At 71.4% G+C, this 20,779-nt stretch carries 19 protein-coding genes; 8 read left to right on the top strand and 11 right to left on the bottom strand.

Annotated elements, in window-relative coordinates; all coding sequences use genetic code 11:
* Positions 1 to 37: 37 nt before the first annotated feature.
* The 3 genes from JIG36_RS28850 to JIG36_RS28840 form a co-directional block, all read right to left on the bottom strand.
* Complete coding sequence (locus tag JIG36_RS28850) at positions 38 to 1,162, bottom strand: epoxide hydrolase family protein (RefSeq protein ID WP_236048425.1); 1,125 nt, start codon at positions 1,160 to 1,162, stop codon at positions 38 to 40.
* 82 nt (positions 1,163 to 1,244) lie between these two features.
* Positions 1,245 to 2,003: an NAD(P)-dependent oxidoreductase gene (locus JIG36_RS28845; protein WP_203379551.1), complete on the bottom strand. Its 759-nt coding sequence runs from the start codon at positions 2,001 to 2,003 to the stop codon at positions 1,245 to 1,247.
* On the bottom strand, positions 2,000 to 2,641 hold the full coding sequence (locus tag JIG36_RS28840; RefSeq protein WP_203379550.1) for a GntR family transcriptional regulator: 642 nt from the start codon (positions 2,639 to 2,641) through the stop codon (positions 2,000 to 2,002). The genes JIG36_RS28845 and JIG36_RS28840 overlap by 4 nt, the downstream gene beginning before the upstream one ends.
* 111 nt (positions 2,642 to 2,752) lie before the next feature.
* Here JIG36_RS28840 and JIG36_RS28835 point away from each other — a divergent pair, with 111 nt between their 5' ends.
* The 5 genes from JIG36_RS28835 to JIG36_RS28815 all read left to right on the top strand — a co-directional run bounded on the left by JIG36_RS28835 (position 2,753) and on the right by JIG36_RS28815 (position 6,879).
* Positions 2,753 to 3,478 (top strand): PIG-L deacetylase family protein, encoded by a 726-nt coding sequence (locus JIG36_RS28835; RefSeq protein ID WP_203379549.1) that lies wholly within the window; start codon positions 2,753 to 2,755, stop codon positions 3,476 to 3,478.
* Complete coding sequence (locus JIG36_RS28830) at positions 3,475 to 4,164, top strand: 4-carboxy-4-hydroxy-2-oxoadipate aldolase/oxaloacetate decarboxylase (RefSeq protein ID WP_203379548.1); 690 nt, start codon at positions 3,475 to 3,477, stop codon at positions 4,162 to 4,164. Before JIG36_RS28835 ends, JIG36_RS28830 begins: the two co-directional genes overlap by 4 nt.
* Complete coding sequence (locus JIG36_RS28825; RefSeq protein WP_307872947.1) at positions 4,161 to 5,183, top strand: 4-oxalomesaconate tautomerase; 1,023 nt, start codon at positions 4,161 to 4,163, stop codon at positions 5,181 to 5,183. Before JIG36_RS28830 ends, JIG36_RS28825 begins: the two co-directional genes overlap by 4 nt.
* Before the next feature lie 524 nt (positions 5,184 to 5,707).
* Positions 5,708 to 6,139 (top strand): VOC family protein, encoded by a 432-nt coding sequence (locus JIG36_RS28820; protein WP_203379547.1) that lies wholly within the window; start codon positions 5,708 to 5,710, stop codon positions 6,137 to 6,139.
* Positions 6,136 to 6,879 carry an alpha/beta hydrolase gene (locus JIG36_RS28815; RefSeq protein WP_203379546.1) on the top strand — a complete coding sequence of 248 codons (744 nt, stop codon included), beginning with the start codon at positions 6,136 to 6,138 and terminating at the stop codon, positions 6,877 to 6,879. The genes JIG36_RS28820 and JIG36_RS28815 overlap by 4 nt, the downstream gene beginning before the upstream one ends.
* Positions 6,880 to 6,927: 48 nt before the next feature.
* On the opposite strand, the gene JIG36_RS28810 is transcribed toward JIG36_RS28815, so the two are convergent.
* The 7 genes from JIG36_RS28810 to JIG36_RS28780 form a co-directional block, all read right to left on the bottom strand.
* Entirely contained in the window at positions 6,928 to 8,202 is a 1,275-nt protein-coding gene (locus JIG36_RS28810) for a sensor histidine kinase (RefSeq protein WP_307872946.1), read from the bottom strand.
* Positions 8,199 to 8,855, bottom strand: coding sequence for a response regulator transcription factor (locus JIG36_RS28805; protein ID WP_203379545.1), 657 nt, complete (start codon positions 8,853 to 8,855; stop codon positions 8,199 to 8,201). Before JIG36_RS28805 ends, JIG36_RS28810 begins: the two co-directional genes overlap by 4 nt.
* 59 nt (positions 8,856 to 8,914) lie before the next feature.
* On the bottom strand, positions 8,915 to 10,165 hold the full coding sequence (locus JIG36_RS28800; protein WP_203379544.1) for a cation:proton antiporter: 1,251 nt from the start codon (positions 10,163 to 10,165) through the stop codon (positions 8,915 to 8,917).
* Positions 10,162 to 11,496 carry a cytochrome P450 gene (locus tag JIG36_RS28795; protein WP_203379543.1) on the bottom strand — a complete coding sequence of 445 codons (1,335 nt, stop codon included), beginning with the start codon at positions 11,494 to 11,496 and terminating at the stop codon, positions 10,162 to 10,164. Before JIG36_RS28795 ends, JIG36_RS28800 begins: the two co-directional genes overlap by 4 nt.
* Positions 11,497 to 11,572: 76 nt before the next feature.
* Positions 11,573 to 12,589 carry an alpha-hydroxy acid oxidase gene (locus JIG36_RS28790; protein ID WP_203379542.1) on the bottom strand — a complete coding sequence of 339 codons (1,017 nt, stop codon included), beginning with the start codon at positions 12,587 to 12,589 and terminating at the stop codon, positions 11,573 to 11,575.
* Positions 12,586 to 14,118 carry an NAD(P)-binding domain-containing protein gene (locus JIG36_RS28785; RefSeq protein ID WP_203379541.1) on the bottom strand — a complete coding sequence of 511 codons (1,533 nt, stop codon included), beginning with the start codon at positions 14,116 to 14,118 and terminating at the stop codon, positions 12,586 to 12,588. The genes JIG36_RS28790 and JIG36_RS28785 overlap by 4 nt, the downstream gene beginning before the upstream one ends.
* Before the next feature lie 10 nt (positions 14,119 to 14,128).
* Positions 14,129 to 15,625, bottom strand: a complete 1,497-nt coding sequence (locus tag JIG36_RS28780; protein WP_203379540.1) for an aromatic amino acid ammonia-lyase — start codon at positions 15,623 to 15,625, stop codon at positions 14,129 to 14,131.
* Positions 15,626 to 15,687: 62 nt separating this feature from the next.
* On the opposite strand from JIG36_RS28780, the gene JIG36_RS28775 reads away from it, so the two are divergent.
* Both JIG36_RS28775 and JIG36_RS28770 read left to right on the top strand, forming a co-directional pair.
* Positions 15,688 to 17,235 carry an NAD(P)-binding domain-containing protein gene (locus JIG36_RS28775; RefSeq protein WP_203379539.1) on the top strand — a complete coding sequence of 516 codons (1,548 nt, stop codon included), beginning with the start codon at positions 15,688 to 15,690 and terminating at the stop codon, positions 17,233 to 17,235.
* Between the two features lie 201 nt (positions 17,236 to 17,436).
* A complete protein-coding gene (locus JIG36_RS28770) occupies positions 17,437 to 18,804 on the top strand; it encodes a class I adenylate-forming enzyme family protein (RefSeq protein ID WP_307872945.1) in 1,368 nt (455 codons plus the stop codon).
* A 15-nt stretch (positions 18,805 to 18,819) separates the two neighbouring features.
* On the opposite strand, the gene JIG36_RS28765 is transcribed toward JIG36_RS28770, so the two are convergent.
* The gene (locus tag JIG36_RS28765) at positions 18,820 to 19,944 is read right to left on the bottom strand and encodes a cellulose binding domain-containing protein (protein WP_236048423.1); all 1,125 of its coding nucleotides are present in this window, start codon (positions 19,942 to 19,944) and stop codon (positions 18,820 to 18,822) included.
* Positions 19,945 to 20,192: 248 nt separating this feature from the next.
* Here JIG36_RS28765 and JIG36_RS28760 point away from each other — a divergent pair, with 248 nt between their 5' ends.
* On the top strand, positions 20,193 to 20,606 hold the full coding sequence (locus JIG36_RS28760; protein ID WP_203379537.1) for a hypothetical protein: 414 nt from the start codon (positions 20,193 to 20,195) through the stop codon (positions 20,604 to 20,606).
* Positions 20,607 to 20,779 lie beyond the last annotated feature (173 nt).

Below are 20,779 nucleotides of genomic sequence, written 5' to 3'. Positions count from 1 at the left end.
GCGGCCGGTCACGGGCCGGCACGGCGGGGGCCTCGGCTCACGCGCCCGTGCGGTAGGGGCGGAAGAACTCGCGCAGCTCGGCCGCGTAGGCCTCCGGCTCCTCGAAGGCCGCGAAATGGCCCCCGGCCGCCGCCTCGGTGACCCGGACCGTGTTGGCCGTGCGGTCGAGCCAGGCCCGCGGCGGGCGGACCAGGTCGGCCGGGAAGATCATGAAGCCGGAGGGCACCTCGACGCGCCGTTCCAGCTGGGCGGGCGGGATGTTCGCGTTGGCCCGGTACATGCGCATCGACGAGCCGATCGTGCCGGTCAGCCAGTAGATGGTGAGGTTCGTGAGGATCTCGTCGCGGGTGAAACGGCGTTCGATGTCGCCGCCGCAGTCGCTCCACGCGCGCATCTTCTCGACGATCCAGGCGGCCAGACCCGCGGGCGAGTCGTTCAGCCCGACGGCGGCGGTCTGCGGTTTGGTGCGGTGCATCATCCCGTACGCCCCCTCGCGCGCACCCCAAGCGGCGGCGCCCCGGAGGAAGTCGCCCTCCTCGGCCGTCAGCGTGGCCGGATCACCCGTGAAGATTGGGATGCCGGCGTCGGTGCGGTGCACGGCGACGACCCGCTCGGGGTGGTCGAGCGCCAGGTAGCGGGCGACGTGGCTGCCGATGTCACCGCCCGCGGCCGCGAAATGCCGGTGGCCCAGGTCGCTCATCAGCGCCGCCCACAGGTTGGCGACGTCGATCGAGTTGAGCGGCTGGGCCGGGCGCTCCGAATAGCCGTAGCCGGGCATGTCGGGCACCACCACGTCGAACGCGTCGGCCGGGTCGCCGCCGTGCGCGCCCGGGTCGGCCAGCAGCGGGATCACCTTGGTGTAGCGCCAGAACGAGTCGGGCCAGCCGTGACACAGGATCAGCGGCAGCGGGGCCGGGCCGTGGCCCCGCTGGTGGACGGCGTGGATGCCGTTGTGCCGCACGTGGTCGAACCGGTCGAGCGCCGACTCCTGCTTGCGCCAGTCGAAACCGTCGGCCCAGTAGGCGACGAGCTCACGCAGATAGTCGACGTCGGCGCCCATCTCCCAGCCGACCTCTTCGGGCGAATCGGGCCAGCGGGTGGCCCGCAACCGGGCGCGAAGATCCTCGAGCTGCGCGGTCGTGGCCGCCGGCATCATCGGCATGAGCCCGACCATAGTCGCCCGAAGCGAACCGTACTGTCCCGATTCACTCCATCGATGACGATAGTGTGCTCCCGGCCCCGGTTCAGGGCCGCAGATCGGCCAGCCAGTCGCGGCTGGCGCGGGCCACCCGGGCCGGCACCCCCAGCGAATCCAGCAGGTCGGCGGCCGCGGACATCTCCTCGCGGCGGCGCACGGCGTGGGCGCGGGAGCCCTCGACGATGCGGTCCAGGGTGGATTCGTCGCTGCGGGCGAACTCGGCCCGGATGTTGCCGGCCAGCCACTCCTCGAGCCCGGCGGCGCGGGCGGCGGCCAGGGCCTCGGTCACGGCGGCCGACATGCCCTTGTAGAAGACGCTGCGCAGCAGTTTGCGGGTGGCCGCGGCGCCGACCGGGCCTTCGATGAGGTCGACCCTTGCGCCGTACGGGGAAATCGCCTCGGCGAACGCAGAAGCGGCGGGACCGCTGGCTGTCATCGGCGTGCTCAGCCCATGGCCGGGGACCGGCGCCATCAACGCGACGTCGACCACCTCGACCGTGCCGCCGGCCGCGTCGCGCAGCGCCTCCTTCAGGGCCGGGGCGGAGGTGTTGAGGTCGGCCCAGAGCGTGCCCGGGCGGCAGGACGGCAACGCTTGCCGCAGGGCCGCGAGCGCTTCCTCGGCCGTGGTCAGGCTCAGCACCACCTCGGCGTGGCGGCAGGCGTCGGCGTCGCTGCCGGACCCCCGTACACCCGCCGGGGGTGGAACCAAGGGATCGAAGCCGTGCACGACTGCCCCGGCGGCGACCAGATCGGCGGCGATGCGGCCACCGGCCTCGCCCAGCCCCAGCACGGCGAACACCCTCATGCCGGGCCGCCGGGAAAGTCGATCGAGCGCAGCGCCTCGATGACGCTGGCGATGTGGTCGCGCATCGCGGTCTCGGCCGCCTTCGGGTCGCGGTCGCGGATCGCGGCGATGACCCGCTCGTGCTGGGGCAGCGAGGTCTGCGGGCGCCCCGGCAGCAGCGACAGCATAAACTGGTGGCGCACCAGCTGGCCGCGCAGGGTCTCGACGATGCGGTCGGCCGTGCCGTGGCCCGCGATCTGCCGCACGAGGGAGTGCAGGCGGTGGTTGAGGTCGCTGTAGCGCCGGTATTCCTGGGCGTCGACCGCCCGCCGCATCAGCAGGCCGATCTCGTCGAGCTCGCTGGCCTGCTCGTCGGTCACCCGTTCGGCCGCGCGGGCGGCGATCAGGCCCTCGAGCACCATGCGGACCTCGGTGATCTCGACCGCCTCGCCGAGCGGCACCTTGCGGACGTGGGCGCCCCGGTTGCGCTCCATCTGCACCAGGCCCTCGCCGGCCAGGTCTTGCAGGGCGGCCCGCACGGTGAAGCGGCTCGCCTCGAACCGGGTCATCAGCTGGGCCTCGACCAGCCGCTCACCGGGCAGGTATTCGCCGCCGAGAATGGCGCTGCGGAGCCCGTCACGGGCGGGGGTCTTCGACATGGCCGTCCCGACGTTTCCCGATGGCGACAGAATTGTCAACAATTGATGTGTGGCTCTGAACGGCCTACGGTGGCAGTGCTGACGAGATTGTCAACAATCCTCGGAGGAACGATGGCCGACCGTCTGCTGGTCCTGACCGCGCACCCCGGCGACTTCGTCTGGCGGGCCGCCGGCGCGATCGCCCTCGCCACGTCCCGCGGCGACCGGGCCGTGATCGGCTGCATGAGCTTCGGCGAGCGCGGCGAGTCCGCGTCGCTGTGGCGCCAGGGCCACACGCTCGACGAGATCAAGGCGCAGCGGCGGGCCGAGGCCGAGAAGGCGGCCTCGGTGCTGGGCGCCGAGATCCGGTTCTCCGACGCCGGCGACTACCCGCTGACTGAGACCCCCGGCCTGACCCGCGAGCTGATCGACCTCTACCGCGAGGTGCAGCCCACGGTCGTGCTCACCCACGCCGCGGCCGACCCCTACAACCACGACCACGCCACCGCCCACGCCATCGCGCTGCGGGCCCGGGTGCTGGCGCAGGCGCCCGGGGTCGAGGGGCCGGGCGAGGTGATCGGGGCGCCGCCGGTGTTCTGCTTCGAACCTCACCAGCCCGAGCAGTGCGGCTTCACGCCCGACGTGCTGCTCGACATCACCGAGGTGTGGGACCGCAAACGCGAGGCCATGCAGGTGCTCGCCGCCCAGAAGCACCTGTGGAACTACTACACCGAGCTGGGCGCGCGGCGGGGGCTGCAGGCGGCCCGCAACTCGGGTCCCAACCTGGGCCTGCCCAGCGACACCCGGGCCGAGGCCTACCAGCGCGTCTTCCCCCAGGTCACGCGGGCGCTGTCGTGAGCCGGCACGTGGTCGTCCGGCGGGTGCCCCGGGTGGCGGCCGAGGTGCTCGCCGGGCTCGCGTCGGCCGGAGTGTCCACTGTGCACGAGGCCGACGGCCGCCGCGGGGCGCTCGACCCGGCCCTGCGGCCCGTTCAGGCGGGGGCGTGCATCGCGGGGGCGGCGGTGACGGTGTCGTGTCATCCGGGGGACAACCTGATGATCCACGCCGCGGTCGAGGTGTGCGCGCCGGGCGACCTGCTCGTCGTGACGACCACCTCGCCGTCCACCGACGGGATGTTGGGGGAGTTGCTGGCGACCTCGCTGGCCGCGCGCGGGGTGGCCGGGGTGGTGCTCGACGCCGGCGTCCGCGACGTGGCCGAGCTGCGGGCGATGGGTTTCCCGGTGTGGGCCCGGGCGGTGAGCCCGCAGGGAACCGTGAAGGCCAGCCCCGGCTCGGTGAACGTGCCGGTGGTGTGTGGCGGCCAGCTGGTCTCGCCGGGCGACGCGGTGGTGGCCGACGACGACGGCGTGGTGGTCGTGCCCCTGGCCCGGGCCGAGGCGGTGCTGGAGGCCGCCCGGCGACGGATCGACAGCGAGGACACCAAGCGCGCCCGGCTGGCGGCGGGGGAGCTGGGGCTCGACATGTACTCGCTGCGGCCGCTGCTCGACCGGCTCGGCGTGGTCTACGAGGACGGCTCGTCGTGATCCCGGTGCTGGTGATGCGGGGCGGGACCTCCAAGGGGGCCTACTTCCTCGCGTCCGACCTGCCCGCCGACCCGGCCGAGCGCGACGACCTGCTGCTCCGCGTGATGGGGTCGCCGGATCCGCGGCAGATCGACGGCATCGGGGGTGGGCATCCGCTCACCAGCAAGGTGGCCGTGGTCAGCCGCTCGCCCGATCCGGAGGCCGACGTCGACTACCTGTTCCTGCAGGTGCACGTGGACGAGGCCCGGGTCAGCGCGGCCCAGCCATGCGGCAACATCCTGGCCGGGGTGGGACCGTTCGCGGTCGAGCGGGGGCTGGTCGACGCTGCCGGCTCGCACACCAGCGTGCGGGTCCGGATGGTCAACACCGGGGCGCTGGCCGTGGTGTCGTTTCCGGTCTCCGGCGGTCGTCCGGTCTATGCGGGTGACACGGCGATCAGTGGGGTGCCGGGCCGGGCCGCGCGCATCGTCGTCGAGTTTCGTGACACGGCCGGGTCGGTCGCCTCCTCCTTGCTCCCCACGGGCAACGCGGTGGATTCGGTCGACGGGGTGGCGGCCACGCTGATCGACAACGGGATGCCGGTCGTGCTGGCCGAGGCCGATGACTTCGGTGTCACCGGATACGAGGCGCCGGCGTCTCTCGAGGCCATGTCGGATCTGTCCGTACGCATCCACGGTCTTCGGCTGGCGGCCGGCAAGCTGATGGGCCTGGGGGATGTCACGGCGGCCACGGTCCCGAAGGTCTGCCTCATCGCGCCGCCGCGTGCGGGCGGTGACGTGTGCACCCGCATGTTCATCCCGCGCCGCGTCCACACCGGGATCGGGGTGCTCGCGGCGGTCACGGTGGCGGCGGCCCTTGTCACGCGGGGCGCGGTCACCGGTGACACGGTCCGGATCGAACACCCGACCGGCTTTCTCGACGTGGTCATCGACCTCGTTGCCGGGCGGTCGGCCGTCGTGAGCACGGCCCGCCTGCTGCTGGAGGGCCGCGCCTTTCCTCGTCCCGTGGAGTCCGTATGACCCGTTTCCCTTGCCGCTTGGAGTCCGTATGACCCGTGATGTCGCGCATGTCTCGGCGGTCGAGCTGTTCACCCCCGTACTGCGGGAATCGGTCCGGTTCTTCGTCGACCTGATGGCGTTCGAAGAGGTCGGGCGGGAGGGCGACAGCGTCTATGTGCACTCGTGGGACGACTACGAGGCGTTCACCGTGAAGCTGACCCCGCGCTCGACGGCGGGTCTCGGGCATACCTGGCTCCGGGCCGCCTCGCCGTCCTCGCTGGACGCGCTGGTGGCCCGCGTCGAAGCGGCCGGGCTGAGCGACGGCTGGGACGCGGAGAAGCGGGTGCTGCACTTCCACGACCCGGACGGGCATCCGTACGGCGTCTACTGGGAGACGCGGCGCTACGAACCCACCGAGGCGACCCGGCCGTCGCTGAAGAACCAGGCGTCCCGCTTTCCGGGGCGGGGTGCGAACATCCGGCGGCTCGACCACGTCAACTTCCTCGCCCGCGACATCCCGCCCAACGAACGGTTCCCTGGCCGAGGTGCTCGGGGCCCGGCCCAGCGAACAGATCGTGCTCGACGACGGCACCACGTCGGCCGTCTGGTACACGGTCAGCGACAAGAGCTACGACCTCGTCTACACGCGCGACTGGACCGGCTCGCAGGGCCGCCTGCACCACGTGGCGTTCGCGGCCGACACCCGCGAGGACATCCTGCGCGCGGCCGACGTCTTCCTCGAGGCCGGCATCCACATCGAGACCGGCCCCCACAAGCACGCCATCCAGCAGACCTTCTTCCTGTACGTCTGGGAGCCCGGCGGCAACCGCATCGAGCTCTGCAACGCCGGCGCGAGGCTGCTGCTCGCCCCCGACCACCGGATGGTCACGTGGACGGAGGCCGAACGGGCGAAAGGACAAGCATGGGGCCTCAAGACGATCGACACGTTCCACACGCACGGGACCCCGCCGGTGTGACCCACCGATACCGGTCGCTGCCCGGTTTCCGGCCGCTGTTCCTCGACCTGTACGAGGGTGGGCCGGGCGCGCCGCTGGTCGTGTTCGTGCACGGGGGCGCGTTCCTGGGCGGCTCCCGCTCGGTGCTGCCGCCCGCGTTGGACGGCCTCTTCGAGCTGCTGCCGCGGGCCGGGTTGACGGTGGCGTCGGTCGACTACCGCCTGAGCGGCGAGGAGATCTGGCCCGGATGTGTCGAGGACGTGGAGGCCGCCGTCCACTGGCTCCTCGAACGGACGGCGGCTCCGGCGGTGGCGCTGTGGGGTGAGTCGGCCGGCGGCTACCTGGCGGTGACGGCCGGCCTGCGTCTGGCGGCGCAGGGCTTGCCCGTACGCGGTCTGGTCGACTGGTACGGCCCGGTGGACTTCCTGACGATGGCCGTCGAGGGCGCGCCGTGGACCGACGAGGCCGACTCACCCGAGTCGCGGCTGTTGGGGGCGCCCGTGCAGACCGTGCCCGGGTTGGCGCGGCTGGCCAATCCGTGCCGCCTGGTCACGCCCTCCAGCCCGCCGTTGCTGGTGATGCACGGGACGTCCGACGAGCTGATCCCGTATGCCCAGGCCCTGCATCTCGCCGCCGCCTATGAGAAGGCGGGCGTCGCGTGCGCGCTCCACCCCGTGGACAAGGCGCGGCACGGGTTTCCCGGCCTCCCGCAGGCCCGGCTTCTCCCTCCCGTGCTGACGTTCCTCCGATCGGTCTTCTGAGCCCTCGTCCCCGTAGGTGCGGCGCGGGCGGCCCAGCGTGGGCGGGGGTCAGCGGCGAGGGGCGTAGGCGCGGCGGGGGTGGGTCCAGCGTGGGCGCAAGGTGCGAGGCTCGCGGCGGCGCGGGCGGGGTGTGGCGGGCAGGTTCACCGTGAACGTGGCGCCGTCGCCGGGGCGGCCCTCGGCCGTGATGGTGCCGCCGTGGCTGGTCACGACCTCCTTGAGCAGGGCCAGGCCCAGGCCGAACCGGCGGTCACCGGCGCCGGCGCCGCGGTGGAAGCGGTCGAAGAGGCGGTCGGCGTGGGCCGGGTCGAAGCCGTCACCGGTGTCTTCGACCCGCAGTTCCGCGCGGTCGTCGGACGAGCCGACGGTCACCGCGATGCGCCCGCCGGTCGGTGTATGGGTGAGCGCGTTGGCAAGAAGTTCACTCACCACGCGGTGCAGGGCCGACGTGATACCGGTGACTTCGACCGGGCGGCCGGGCGTCGACAGCGTCACCGTGACGGACCGTTCGGCGGCCCGCTCGGCCTCGAGCGCCACCGCCGCCTCGGCCAGGGCGGTCAGGTCGACCGGCGAAGTGGGTGGACGGTCGTCGGGGGAACCGGCGAGCCGGGCCGAGAGCAGCAGCTCCTCGACGATCTCGCCCAGGCGGCGGGTCGTGCCGACCAGGCGTTCCAGGTCGTGGCGGTCGGTCTCGGCGGCGCGCCGGGCCAGCAGCTGGGCCCGGGTGTGCACCTGCGCGATCGGCGTGCGCAGCTCGTGGCTGGCGTCGGCGACGAAGCGGCGCTGGCGGGCGAGCGCCTCGGCCAGCGGGGCGACCGAGCGGTGCGCGACGATCAGCCCGGTGACGAGCGCGGCCAGCAGCCCGATCGCGGCCGCCAGCGCGAACGCCCACAACAGGTGCTGCCGGTCGGCCAGCTGGTAACGCGCGTCGAACACGACCTGGATGACACCGGTGGCGGTCGCCTGCGTCCGTACGTGATAGATCGTGTCCCCGCGCGGAACCGTCGTGATCTCGCGGGAACCGCCGGCCGCGACCCGGTCCATGGCGTCGCGCAGCGGGAAGCCGGGCGGGGGAGCGGCCGGCCCGGCGGACACGCGGCCGTCCTCGAGCGTCAGGATCCAGTTGCACCCGACCGGACCCGACACCGTTCCGTGCTCGGCGCCCCACGCGAGTTCGCGCTGGATCTGCCGCTCCTGGCTGGCCACGAGCGTCGCGTAGGCCACCCCGCCCACCAGCGTGAGCAACAGCCCCACCGCGAGCCCGACCAGAAGCCCCATCCGCAGCCGGGCCCGCCGCACAATCGCGCGCTCAGCATCGGTCACAGCGTGCCCAATCGGTAACCCAGCCCGTGCACCGTCCGCACCACGCCGCGGCCGAGCTTGCGCCGCAGGTAATAGACGTAAGTGTCCACGATGGAGGCCGCCGCCGCCTCGTCGAACACCCGTGAGCGCAACTGGTCGCGCGGATGCACGGTCGCTGGGCGGGCGGCGAGGACGCGCAACAGTTCGAACTCACGTGACGACAACGCGACCCGCCCGCCGTCGGCCAGGACGACGTCGCGCATCGCCAGGTCGAGCAGGCCGCTGCCGACACGCAACACCTCGGCCGTGTCCGGCGTGCGGCGGCACAGCGCGCGCAGCCGGGCGCTCAACTCGTCGAGGTCGAACGGTTTCGCCAGGTAGTCGTCGGCGCCCGCGTCGAGGCCGGCGATCCGGTCGCCGACGGTGCCGAGCGCGGTCAGCATGAGCGCGCGGGCCGGGACCGCGCGTGAGCGCAGCCGGGCCAGCAGGTCGAGACCGTCCAGCGCGGGCAGCAACCGGTCGATGACCATGACGTCGTACGGCCTGGTCAGGCCCAGGTGCAGACCCCGCTGGCCGTCCGGGGCCTGATCGACCTCGTACCCCTCGTCGCGTAGCGCGTCGGTCAGCAGCTCGCTCAGCTCGGTGTCGTCCTCGACGAGGAGAAGCCGGTGCATCCATCGACCCTGACATATGTCTTGGTGATTGCATAGAAGAAAGTTGAGTATACAACCTTTTAAGAAACGGCTTGTTTTTCCGGCTCCGGGATGATCTTCCGTTCCCGCCGCTCGATCAGGGTGAGCAACGGCGTCGTCATCAGTGTCGTGACCAGCGCGACCAGCACGAGCACGGTGAACAGGGACGAGTTGACCACGCCGGCCTCGAGGCCGACGTTGAGCGCGATCAGCTGCATCAGGCCGCGGGCGTTCATCAGGGCGCCGACGCGCAGCGACACGCCCTGAGTCTCGCCCCGCAGCCGGGCCGCGGCCCAGCAGGCGCCGAACTTGCCCGCGATCGCCGCCGCCACACAGGCCACGGCGAACAGGAGCACCGCGGGATCGCCGAGCAGCCCGAACTCCGTACGCAATCCAGAGAAGGTGAAGAACAGCGGCAGGAACACCGCCGTCGCCACGGGCGTGAGCGTCTCGATCACCCGGTCGGTCTCGGGCCGCCGCGGCATGACCACGCCCACCGCGAACGCGCCGAACACGGCGTACAGGCCGATCTCGTCGGTGTACCAGGCGACCAGGAACAGCAGCGCCACCGTGCCCAGCAGGCGGCCGGTCTCGCTGATGCGCGGCGAGCCCATCAGGGTGCCGGTGACCCGCCGGCCGCCCAGCCACAGCGCCAGACCGAACACCACCGCGCCGCCGGCGGTGACGAACGCCGGGCCCGCCTCGCCGGACGCGAACGCCAGCACGACGGCCAGCATGATCCACGCCACCATGTCATCGATGGCACCGCTGGCGAGCGCGAGCGATCCGTGCCGGGTGCCGGCCTGGCCCCGCTCGGTGATGATGCGGGCCAGCATGGGGAACGCGGTGATGGCCAGGGCCACACCGACGAACGCGGCCGTGACACCGAGAGACACGCCCTCCTTGCGGATCCCGCCGCCGGCCACGAGGACGAGCAGAGCGCCGAGCGCCAGCGGGGCGGAGATGCCGGCGAGCGAGACGGCGCCCGCGGTTCCGGCCAGCCGGGCCGTGCGGTGACTCGTGAAGGCGTAGCCGGCCTGGAACATGAACAGCACCAGGCCGACCTGACCCACCACATAGAGCACCGGATAGAGGGCCGTCGGGAACAGCGATTCCTGTACGCCGGGCGCCAGCAACCCGAGCAGCGAGGGCCCGAGCAGGACCCCGGCCAGCATCTCGCTCACCACGGGTGGCTGGCCCACCTTGCCCAGCAGCCACGCGATCAGCTTGCAGAACAGCAGGATCACCGCGACGGCGATGAAGAACCGCGGCGCCAACTCGGTCGGGGTCATGGCCGTACCTCCTCGAAATGGTTGGCACACAGGCGTTTGCGGCGGGCGTCGAACACCATCCAGGTGCCGAAGACGAGCTGCAGCACGGACCGGCCGGCGTTCTCCCACCGGTCGCGCAGCCGCATCCCGTGCCGTCGCAGGGTTCCGGGTTCCCGCCGTCCGGCGGGCGTGAGATAGACCGGTCCGCGGCTCGGCAGGCTGCGCGTGTGCGCGGCGGTCGACGTGAGGGCGAAGCGGCGCAACACTTCCCGCGTCACGGCCCGCAGCATCACGGGGGCGACACCGCGCGCCGGGCAGGCTCGGTTGGCGGTTATCCCGTACGGGATGAAGTGGGCCTCCTTGCGGCGCAGCGTGAGCCACCGCTCGGGCCGGAACTCGTCGTCGGCGGCCGGCCCGGTGCGCTGGAAGGCCAGATAGTTGAACAGCAGCACCGACCCCGCGGGCAGGGTGACCCGCTCGTTGACCGTGATGGGGGCGGAGGTGATGCGGTGCGCGATGCCGAACAGCGGGTGCACGCGCAGGGTCTCGTCGATGAGCCGGTCGAGGGCGTCATCGTCGTCCGGGTCGGTGGTCGTTCCGGCGGCGCACAACAGGATGTGGGCCATGGCCTCGGACATCTGGACGATCGCGGTGTTGAAGAACGCGCCCTGCAGATACCAGGTGGTCTCCTGCGCGGTGAACGGATCCGGCAGCACGACCGGGCAGGTTCCGTTGTCCACACGCGCCCGCAGATAACGTGTGAGCCGGTCGCGGCGCCACATGCGGCGCGGTCGTGTGCCCTTGAGCGCGGTGACGACGTCGTCCGCGTTGCCCACGATCAGATCGCGGACCTCGCGCGGGCACGCCTCGCCGAAGACGACCTCGTAATAGACCTCGGCCCACAGCGGCATCATGAGATCCCGTACGCGGGCGAAGCTCGTCCGGTGGCGGGGGAGCGCGTCGAGGATGCGGCGGGCGGCGGCCGTGGCCAGCTCGTCCGACCGCTGGTGCGGCATGGCCAGCACCTGCCGGGTCGTGCGGGCCACGGTGCGATAGCGGTCGCCGGGTTCGAGGTGTTCCTGGTGCATCTGGGGGCCGGGTGCGAGCCAGTACCAGAACAGGTCGGACAGCCCCGCCCCACGGCTGCGCCCGTCGGCGGCCGGATCCGCGTAGACCCGTTCGAAATCCTCGGCCCCGACCAGCGGGCCCGGCACCGGAACGCCCTCCTCGCCGTTGACCCGGGCGAAAATCCACTCCCGGAGCCGGATGACGGCCGGCGGCAGCCACCTCGGCAGGCTCCACAGGACGGCACCGCCCACCGCCACACCGGCCAGCGTCACGAGCGGATTCATGCGCCGCACTCCTCGGGCTCAGCTTGCCGACCGGGCATGCGGCCGGTCGCCCGGCTGCGGTGGCCGTGGTGGGGCGTCATGCGACCTGGTCCGCGGTCAGGTCGGACGGGCGGGCGGCGCCGGCCAGAGTGAGGACGTGGTCGAGCTCGTCGCGGAAGGCCTCCAGCACATCCCGTACGCCCGAGGGACCGCCGGCGGCCAGGCCCCAGATGATCGGGCGGCCGATCAGCACGGCGGTGGCGCCCAGGGCGAGCGCGACCGCGATGTCGGCGCCACGCCGGACCCCGCCGTCCACAAGGACGGGAATCCGCCCGTCCACAGCCCGGACGATCGCCGGCAGCGCATCCACCGTCGCGATCGCGCCGTCAAGTTGCCGCCCGCCGTGGTTGGAGACGATCAACCCGTCGACACCGTGCTCGACGGCGAGCCGCGCGTCGGCCGGGTGCAGCACACCCTTGAGGACGATCGGCAGACCGGTGGACGCCCGCAGCCGGTGGACATGCTCCCAGCCGAGCGTCGGATCAAACCCGATCTCCCGTACGCGGCCCTCGCCGTCCCGCATGTTCTCGCAGGTGTAGCCGTCGGGGAGGTCGTCGAATCCGTTCCGCCGGTCGCGTTCCCGCCGCCCGAAGACCGGGGAGTCGACGGTTACGACCAGCGCGCGACAGCCGGCCGCCTCGGCGCGTTTCACCACGTGCCGCTGGAACTCGTCGTCCGGCTGTGGATAGAGCTGGAACCACACAGCGGCGCCGGTGGCCGTGATGTCCTCCACAGGTTGGGTGGCGGCCATGCTCACCACCATCACCGTGTCCGACGCGGCCACCGCCCCGGCCGTCCCCACCTCACCGGCCGGATGCGCCAGCCGGTGGAAAGCCGTCGGGGCGACCAGGACCGGCATGCTCAGCCGCGTCCCGAACAGTTCCGTGCTCAGGTCCCGGTCGCCCACGCCACGCAGCACGCGGGGCACGATCCGCCGCCGCGAGAACGCCTCCTCGTTGGCCCGCAGGGTCCGTTCCTCCCCGGCCCCACCCGCGAAGAAGTCCCAGTGCACAGGGTCGAGCGCCGCCCGGGCCCGCTCCGCGAGTGCGGTCACGAGGCCAGGCAGCGCGCGACGAAGGCCGTGAGCGGCGCGACGTGGGCCTCGGGGCGGTTCCACTGGTTCTCCAGGTTCTCGGCCATGTGGTGCGTGGCCACGACCTGCCCGCCGGAGTGGAAGCGGACGACCGGATGCAGGTAGGCCGCGTCGTGGGCCTGGCCCGGCGTGTCCTGGGCGATCCGGCTCACCGTGATGTCGAACGGGTCGACCTTGTCGTGGTCGGGCCCGTATTCGAGCGTCACCTCGAAGGCCGGCGCCGTGCCCACGCCACCCTCGGTGAAGTAGGCGACGGGCACCTCCTCCAGGTATTCGCCCCCGGCGGTCACGACATCGCCCAGGAAGCCGAACTGCTGCCAGAGGGCTGAGGTGCGGTTGACCCGGGCCACGATCGCGTCCGTGATGCCCGCCGGCGTGTTGTCCACAGACACGGACGGCCACGGCTTCCCGCCGTACCTTTGCTCGAGGATCCGGTGGAGGGCGCGCACGCTGTAGCGGAACCCGTGGATGAACCCGCTTGTGGATTTCTTGAAGTCGCGCTGCTGGGTGAGCGTGCCCGCGAAGTACAGGCCGGGGACGTCGACCGATTCCCAGGCCGAGGTCTGCTCGGGGAAACGGTCGTTGATGACCAGCGACGGGCGGGCGCTGTCGTCGAAGGGCGACGGGTCGAACGCGAACCCGGTGCACACCAGCACCCGGTCGTACCGGAGCTCCTTGATCACCTCGTCGGCGCGCGCGAACGCGAACGTCACCTTGAACTCGTCGCCGTCCTTCTCGATCGAGCGCACGTCACCGTCGAGGATCGCGTTGGCCGACTTGAGCTGATAGGTGTCGAGGAAGTTGTTGTTCACGGCGCGCAGGTGGCCGACGTAGTGGGTGCGCCAGGCGAGCCGGATCGAGTGCGGCCCGGCCACGTGGATGAGCGACGTGGTCTCGATGAGGTTGTCCGCCGTCTCGAACCCCGAGTTCCCCTTGCCGATGATCAGCACCCGCTGGTCGAGGAAGTCCTCGGGGTCGACCGGCATCTCGTCGTACCCCTCGGCCAGCTCCAGGCCCGGGATGTCGGGGCGGTACGGGCGGGACACGCCGGTGGCGACGATGACGCGCCGGGCGCGGAACGTCTCGTCCCCGGCGGTCACCACAAAACCGTCGTCGTCACGCGCGATGCGGTCCACCCGCGTGTTGTAGCGGACGTTGACGCCGGTCTTGGCCGCGAAGTCGGCCAGGTACTGCACCATGACGTCGGCGTCCGGGAAGTACCGGCCGGTGTAGCCGGTGAACCGCAGCGCCGGGTCGTCGGAGAGCAGCGAGTTCCAGTCCATGCGCAGGTTGAGCTCGGGGTCGTCGGTGCCCGTGCGCGGTTTGTTGATCGAGATGAGCGTGCGGTGCCGCGGGTATGTCGCGAAGAACGCGCCCGGGCCGTCGCCCTCCTCCAGCACCAGGTAGTCGGGTCGGTCGCCGTCTTCGAGCAGGGCCGCCAGCTGAAGACCGGCCGGCCCGGCCCCGATGATCAGGTAGTCGAGCGTCACGGCGCGCACGCTACGAGCCGGAAATCAGAGAAATTTCAATATCTTCGGCGATCTGTGCGCACGTGTGTATTTCTTGCTCGAGTGGACGGTCCGGATCAACCGGGTCAACACCCTTCTCGAGCGCTTCGAGCAGTGTCGCGCCGCCTGTGGACAACGGCCTTCGCGCGCCCACATGCGCGGCCTGCCGCAGGCCGAGGGCGAGCGATCCACAGAGCAGCCGCAGCAGCCGCGCCTGGTCGAGGGCGCGCAGGGCCGCCATCGTGCCGAAGGGGACGACGTCCTGGTTGTGGAGATTGGTGGGCAGGCTCTGCATGCTGGCCGGTGTCGCGTCCCGCCGGATCTCCGCGACCAGTGCCGTCGTCGCCAATTGCACACCCTGCAGGCCGTGCTGCTGTCCCGGACCGGCCGCGAGCATGGGCGGCAGGCCACCGTTGCGGTGCGGGTCGACGAGCAGGTCCAGCTGCCGTTCGACCAGGTTGCCGACCTGGGCGAGAACGATCGCGAGCATGTCCGCGCCGAACGACGCGGGCTGGCCGAAGAAGTTGCCGCCGTGCACCACCGCGTCGTCCACCGGGAAGAACAGCGGGTTGTCGCTGACCCCGCCCAGATCCGCCTCGACGACGTTGTCCACATACCGCAGCGCGTCCTCGGCCGCGCCCAGCAGTTGAGGAGAACACCGGATGCTGTACGGCTCCTGCAGCGGCCGCTCACCGGACGGCACACACCCGCTCAGCACGGCGCGCATGGTCGCGGCCACCGACGACACGCCGGCATGGTGGAATCGCCCGATCAGGCGCGGGTCGAGAAACTGGGGATCGCAGCCGAGCTGGTCGGCCAGCAGGCACGTCAGCAGCTGGGCCGAGCGGTGCGAGCGGCGGACGCTGTGCAGGGCCAGGGCGAGCGCTGCCGTCGTCAGCGAGGTGCCGTTGACCAGGGCGAGCGCGTCCCGCCCATCCAGAGGCAGAGGTTCCAGGCCCGTACGGCGGAGGGCTTCGGCCGCCGGCAGGCGCTCGCCGTCCACATACGCGTGTCCCCGGCCGCGCAACGCCTGGGCCGCCGCCCCGAGCGGGATCAGGTCGCCGCTCGCGCCGACCGAGCCGAAACGTGGCACGGCCGGGGTGAACGTGGTGCCCAGCATGGCGGCCATCGCGTCCACCACGTGCGGCGACGCGCCCGAGGCACCCTGGGCGAGCGACCACGCCCTTACGAGAAGCGCCGCCCTCACCACGGCCGGGTCCAGGTCGGGCCCCTGACCGGCGCCGAGATGCGCGAGCGTGTTGTCGGCCTGGTCCCGCTGGTCGGGGCGGCCGGCATAACCCACCAGAGCGCCGAAACCGGTGGTGGCGCCGTAGACGGCCCGGTCGTCGCCGAGGGCCTTGTTCAGGAATGAACGGGCGGCCGCCATCCTCTCCCGTACGGCCGGGCCGGTGTTGACGGTGATGGGTTCGCGCGCGGCCAGCAGGTCGGCCGTCCCGAGCGGACCGCCCAGGTCTACCTGAATCGTCATGGGCCGGACGGTAGGGCCGAATTCTCAGAACCCTCTGAAATCGCCCCGTTAGGTTCCGGCGCATGACGCACGAGTACCTGATCATCGGGGCCGGGCCGGCCGGACTTCAACTCGCCGCCCTGCTGGAGCGCGACGGTCGTGACTACCTGGTTCTGGAGGCGGGTGAGGGGCCCGGGACGTTCTTCCGGACGTATCCCCGGCACCGCACGCTGATCTCGATCAACAAGGTGTGGACGGGGTCGGAGGACCCGGAGTTCAACCTGCGGGCGGACTGGAACTCGCTGCTCACCGACGACCCGGCGCTGCTGTTCAAGAACTACAGCGAGCGCTACTTCCCGGACGCCGACGACCTCGTCCGCTACCTCGGGGATTTCGCCCGGGGCCTCAACATCACGTACGACACGCGCATCGACTCGGTGACGCGCTCGGACGACGGGTTCGTCGTCACGGCGGGAGACCGGTCGTGGGAGGCCGCGCGGGTCGTGGTGGCCACCGGCGTGTCGCGGCTGCACGTGCCGCCCATCCCCGGGGCCGAGCTGGCCGAACGGTACGACACCGTCAATGTTGATCCACGTGACTTCGTCAATCAACGTGTCCTCATCGTGGGCAAGGGCAACTCGGGCTTCGAGACGGCCGACGCGCTGATCGAGACCGCGGCCGTCATCCACGTGGCCGGACCGCACTCGATCAAGCTGGCGTGGCAGACCCACTACGTCGGGCACCTGCGCGCCGTGAACAACAACTTCCTCGACACGTACCAGCTCAAGTCGCAGAACGCCGTGCTGGACGGCACGATCGAGCGGATCGAGAAGCGGGACGACGGCGGATACCGGGTCGAGTTCCGCTATGCCCGCACGGTCGAGGCGATCCGGGTGCTCGAGTACGACCGGGTGATCCTGTGCACGGGTTTCGCGTTCGACGCCACGCCGTTCGCCGGATCCGCCCGGCCGACGCTGGTCATCAACGACCGTTTCCCGTCCCAGACCCCGGCCTTCGAATCGGTGAACGTGCCCGGCCTCTACTTCGCCGGCACCCTCACCCAGCAGCGCGACTTCAAGAAGTCCACCAGCGGGTTCATCCACGGTTTCCGGTACGGGGTCCGCGCCCTGCACCGGATCCTCGGTGCCCGCCACCACGCCTCACCGTGGCCGGCCGTCCCTGTGGACAACACGCCCGAGGCCATCACCGCGGCCGTGATCGCGCGCATCAACCGCACGTCCGCGTTGTGGCAGCAGTTCACCGTCCTCGGCGACGTGGTCACCGTGGGCGGCGGCGTGGCGTCCTACCTGGAAGAGGTGCCGGTCGCCTACTTCCGGTCCGGTGAACTGGGCCCGTACGACACGGCCTTTGTGGTGACACTCGAATACGGCCCCGACCACGACCAGGTGGACCCGTTCGACATCACCGTGCCGCGGATCGCCGAGAACGACGCCGCGGCCGCGCACGACGCCAGCTACCTGCACCCCGTGGTGCGGGCCTACCGCGCGGGCGAGGTCGTGGCGACTCACCACCTGGCCGAGAACCTGGAGAACCACTGGAACTTTCCCGGCGTGCACGTCGAGCCGCTGGAGGTCTTCATCAAGGGCGTCCTGGCCGACTCCCCGTCGTAGCGCCCTGACAACGCCCACCGTTGTGGACGCAGCGGCGTGTCGGACGGCGGCGGCTCGCTTGTGTGGCCAGCTCGGCGTTGTGGATGCGACAGCGTGTTGTGCGGCGGTGGTCGGCTCGATTGTGGGGACAGCTTGGTTTGGCGCGGCGGTGCGGGGTTCGGCATGTGGACGGGCGGGCCTGATGGGGATGAGGGGGACGGGGTGAGCGAGGTGTGGCCCCGCGGGGTGCTGGATCTGCTGGCGGCGGCCGGTGGGCGGACCGTGTTCGAGGACGAGGAGCGGCACGTCTCGGGGGACGAGATGCTGTCGATGATCTGGCGGGTGGCCGGAGGGCTGCGGGACAGCGGGGTCGGGCCGGGGGACGGCGTGGCGTTGCGGGTCGGGGTGGACGCGGAAGCGTTTGCCGCTGTCATGGGCGCGTTCGTGGTGGGGGCGCGGGTCTCCGGCGTACGGGATCAGAAAGTGCCTGTGGACAGCAGCGACCTGGTGGTTGACGGGGAGCGCGTCACCGGGTGGATGGACACGCCCGGGCGTCCACAGGAGGTGGCGGGGCGACCGGGGGACATCGCCCGGGTGCTGTGGACAAGTGGCAGCACCGGTGTGCCCAAGGGGTGTTGCCAGACGTACGGGTCGATGACGGCCGCGTGGGCCGCGCATCCGGATCGGTGGCCCCAGGCCGTTCGCCGGCTGGCCGAACGGCTGCAGCGCTATCTCGTGTTCGGGTCGCTGAGCAGTCAGGTGATGCTCGAGTACGGGGTGCTCACGCTGGCCGCGGGCGGGACGCTGGTGGTGGCGCGGCCGCCTGGCTTTCCCGACGCGATCGTGCGGCACCGGGCCACGGCCAGCGTCATCACCGTCGGCAAGCTCAATCAACTGGTGCGTGACCAGCGTGGACGGCCCGCCGACCTGAGCAGCCTCCGTGCCCTGATGGTCTCGGGATCGCCACTGCCGCCGGGCCGGCTCGCCGAAGCCATCGACGTTCTCGGGCCGGTTGTGTTCCACGGGTACGGGCAGACCGAGACCGGCATGATCGCCATGCTGACGCCGCCCGAGATGACGCCCGGGGCGCTCGACTCGGTCGGACGGCCGCCGGTGGAGGTGCAGGTCCGCGACGGCGAGATCTATGTGCGTACGCCCGCGCAGGCGTCCCACTACTGGAACGACCCCGCCGAGACGGCCGCGGTCTTCGTCGACGGCTGGGTGCGGACCCGCGACCTCGGCGCGGTGGGCGACGACGGCCTGCTCCGCCTGACCGGCCGCGCCCGCGACGTGATCATCGTGCAGGCCGAGATCGTGTACGCGGGCGCGGTCGAACGGGTCCTCGCCGCCGACCCCGCCGTGGCCGAGGCCTACGTGGTGGGCCGCCCCGACGACACGACCGGCGAAGCCGTCCACGCCTTTGTCGTGCCGGCTGTGGATGCCACGCCGGATCCGCTCGCCCTGACCCGCCAAGTGGCCTCGGCGCTTGGGGACAACGCGGCCCCGGCCACGGTGACGCTGATCGAACGGGTCCCGGTGGCTCCCAGCGGCAAGCCCGACAAGGAGGCGCTCAAGGCCGCGCTCGTCTGAGCCCGTCCGAGGTCGTCAGTCGCAGGGGGCGTTGTTCAGGGTGAACGACGTGGGGGCGGCGTTGCTTGTGGTCCAGCGGCCCAGCAAGCCGGCCGTGACGGAGGCGCCGGCGGGGATCCGGGCGTTCCAGTGGGCGTCGGTCAGTGTGACCGCGGCGCCGGTCTGGGTGAACGCGGCGTTCCACGACGTGGCGACACGCTGGTTGCCGGGCATGGTGAAGGCCAGGGACCAGCCGTTGACCGGTGTGGTGCCCGTGTTGGTGATCGTCACCTCGGCCACGAAACCACCGGTCCACTCGGAGGTGGTGCGGTAGGTGACGCGGCACGTGCGGGCCGGCGGTGGTGTGGTGACCGGTGGCGGGCTGACCTGGTTGGACGCGATGGAGAGGTTGCCGGCCGCGTCCTTGGCGCGTACGTAGTACGACCGCAGGCCCAGCCCGCTGTTCAGCAGCGGCGCGACGATCGACGTGCTGGTGGTCGTGCCGACCAGCGTCGAGGTGAACCAGCCGTCGAAGAAGTAGATGTTGTAGCCGGTCACGCCGGTGTCGTCGGTGGCCGCGTCCCAGGCCAGCGCGGGACCGTCCGCGGTCATGGCCGTGATGCGCAGGTTGCCGGGTGTGGACGGCGGGGTCGTGTCACCCGTGGCCGACGCCGGCGTGATCACCGTGACGCCCTCCGAGACGGGGGACGGCCGGTTCTCGGTGTCGCGGGCCGAGACCGACAGGCGGTATTGCGTAGTGGCGCGAATATTCGAGGTAAGGGTGACCGTTGTGACGTTGCCGACCGATTGCGACCAGTAGATGTCATTGAATGCCTGGGTGTAATTGACGGTGTAACCCGAGATCGGGTTCGTGCCCGGATTCGACGCCGTCCAGGAAAGCGTGATGGAGACCGGCGTAATGGCCGTGACCCGCAGATCGGCCGGCGTGCTGGGCGGCTGCCCGGTCGGAGTGGGGGTCGGCGGCGCCGGCGTGGTCGGGGCCGTGGTCGAAGTGGGAGTCGGTGGTGCCGGGGTCGTCGGGGCGGAAGTCGGCGGCGGCGCCGTGGTGGGGACCGGGCTCGGCCCCGACGTGCTGGTCGGCGTGGCGGTCGGCGCCGGTCCGGCCATCGCCGCGCCACCGATTCCGGCCAAAAGCGCCATTGCGCCCAACGTCACCACAGTAAATGAACGAATGCGGGTCCCCATGCCCCGACCGTCCAATATGCATTGACGATTGTCAACGGCTACCGATCGGTCATCGTCATGCGGACTTCAGGTCGGTCAAGCCGGCGTCGACTGGGCCGGGGCGACGAGCGCTCCGGCCGGGGGTTGATGGGGCTCGGTAGGGTTTGCCTCTCAAGGGCGGGATCTCAGGACTCCCCAGGGGCCAGAGCCAAGGAGTTGCAGCGATGATGAGGCAGGCCGCCATCGTGGCGGCGGAGTCGACCAGCAGCGACACCTCGTACAGCCTCGGCTATGCGGTCGGAAGGATCCTCTGCTGCCTGATCGTCGTCGGCGGCATCGCGGCGGCGATCGTCCTGCTGGTGCGTTCGTCCCGTCGCCGTTCCGCATCCAAGAACTTCGGTCCGGGGCCCTATCCGCCGCCCGGTCAATACCCACCGCCGCCGCCCGGTCAGTACCCGCCGCAGGGTTATCACCCACCACAGGGCGGATACCCGCCTCAGGGCGGCGATCCACAGCAGGGTGGCTACCCGCCGCAGGGCGGTTACCCACAGCAGGGTGGCTACCCGCCGCAGGGTGGCTACCCGCCGCCCTCCGCGCCGCCGCCCCCGTCCGACCCGCCGCCTCCGCCGCCCGCCTGATCGGCCCGGTTGCCAAGGTTGGAAGGCGTTTCGTGAGTGGGCGGGGTTGAACCGCCCCGGGTTTGATATCGGCCCGATCTCTTGGAGGATCGAGTTCATGTCACGCCCTTCGCCGTACCCCGCGGAACTTCGTGAGCGAGCGGTGCGGATGGTCGCCGAGGTGCGGCCGAGTT

Origin of the sequence: Paractinoplanes ovalisporus (assembly GCF_016834655.1) — a bacterium.
Lineage (GTDB): Bacteria > Actinomycetota > Actinomycetes > Mycobacteriales > Micromonosporaceae > Actinoplanes > Actinoplanes ovalisporus.
The sequence above is the reverse complement of the archived record's forward strand: the minus strand, read 5'-3'. Positions and strand labels throughout refer to the sequence as shown.

Bases quoted from the DNA above. Each gene is read 5' to 3' on its own strand.
- JIG36_RS28800 (WP_203379544.1), bottom strand. From the start codon at position 10,165: ATGACCCCGACCGAGTTGGCGCCGCGGTTCTTCATCGCCGTCGCGGTG.
- JIG36_RS28795 (WP_203379543.1), bottom strand. From the start codon at position 11,496: ATGAATCCGCTCGTGACGCTGGCCGGTGTGGCGGTGGGCGGTGCCGTC.
- JIG36_RS28840 (WP_203379550.1), bottom strand. From the start codon at position 2,641: ATGTCGAAGACCCCCGCCCGTGACGGGCTCCGCAGCGCCATTCTCGGC.
- JIG36_RS28805 (WP_203379545.1), bottom strand. From the start codon at position 8,855: ATGCACCGGCTTCTCCTCGTCGAGGACGACACCGAGCTGAGCGAGCTG.
- JIG36_RS28835 (WP_203379549.1), top strand. From the start codon at position 2,753: ATGGCCGACCGTCTGCTGGTCCTGACCGCGCACCCCGGCGACTTCGTC.
- JIG36_RS28765 (WP_236048423.1), bottom strand. From the start codon at position 19,944: ATGGCGCTTTTGGCCGGAATCGGTGGCGCGGCGATGGCCGGACCGGCG.
- JIG36_RS28850 (WP_236048425.1), bottom strand. From the start codon at position 1,162: ATGCCGATGATGCCGGCGGCCACGACCGCGCAGCTCGAGGATCTTCGC.
- JIG36_RS28845 (WP_203379551.1), bottom strand. From the start codon at position 2,003: ATGAGGGTGTTCGCCGTGCTGGGGCTGGGCGAGGCCGGTGGCCGCATC.
- JIG36_RS28775 (WP_203379539.1), top strand. From the start codon at position 15,688: ATGACGCACGAGTACCTGATCATCGGGGCCGGGCCGGCCGGACTTCAA.
- JIG36_RS28780 (WP_203379540.1), bottom strand. From the start codon at position 15,625: ATGACGATTCAGGTAGACCTGGGCGGTCCGCTCGGGACGGCCGACCTG.
- JIG36_RS28760 (WP_203379537.1), top strand. From the start codon at position 20,193: ATGATGAGGCAGGCCGCCATCGTGGCGGCGGAGTCGACCAGCAGCGAC.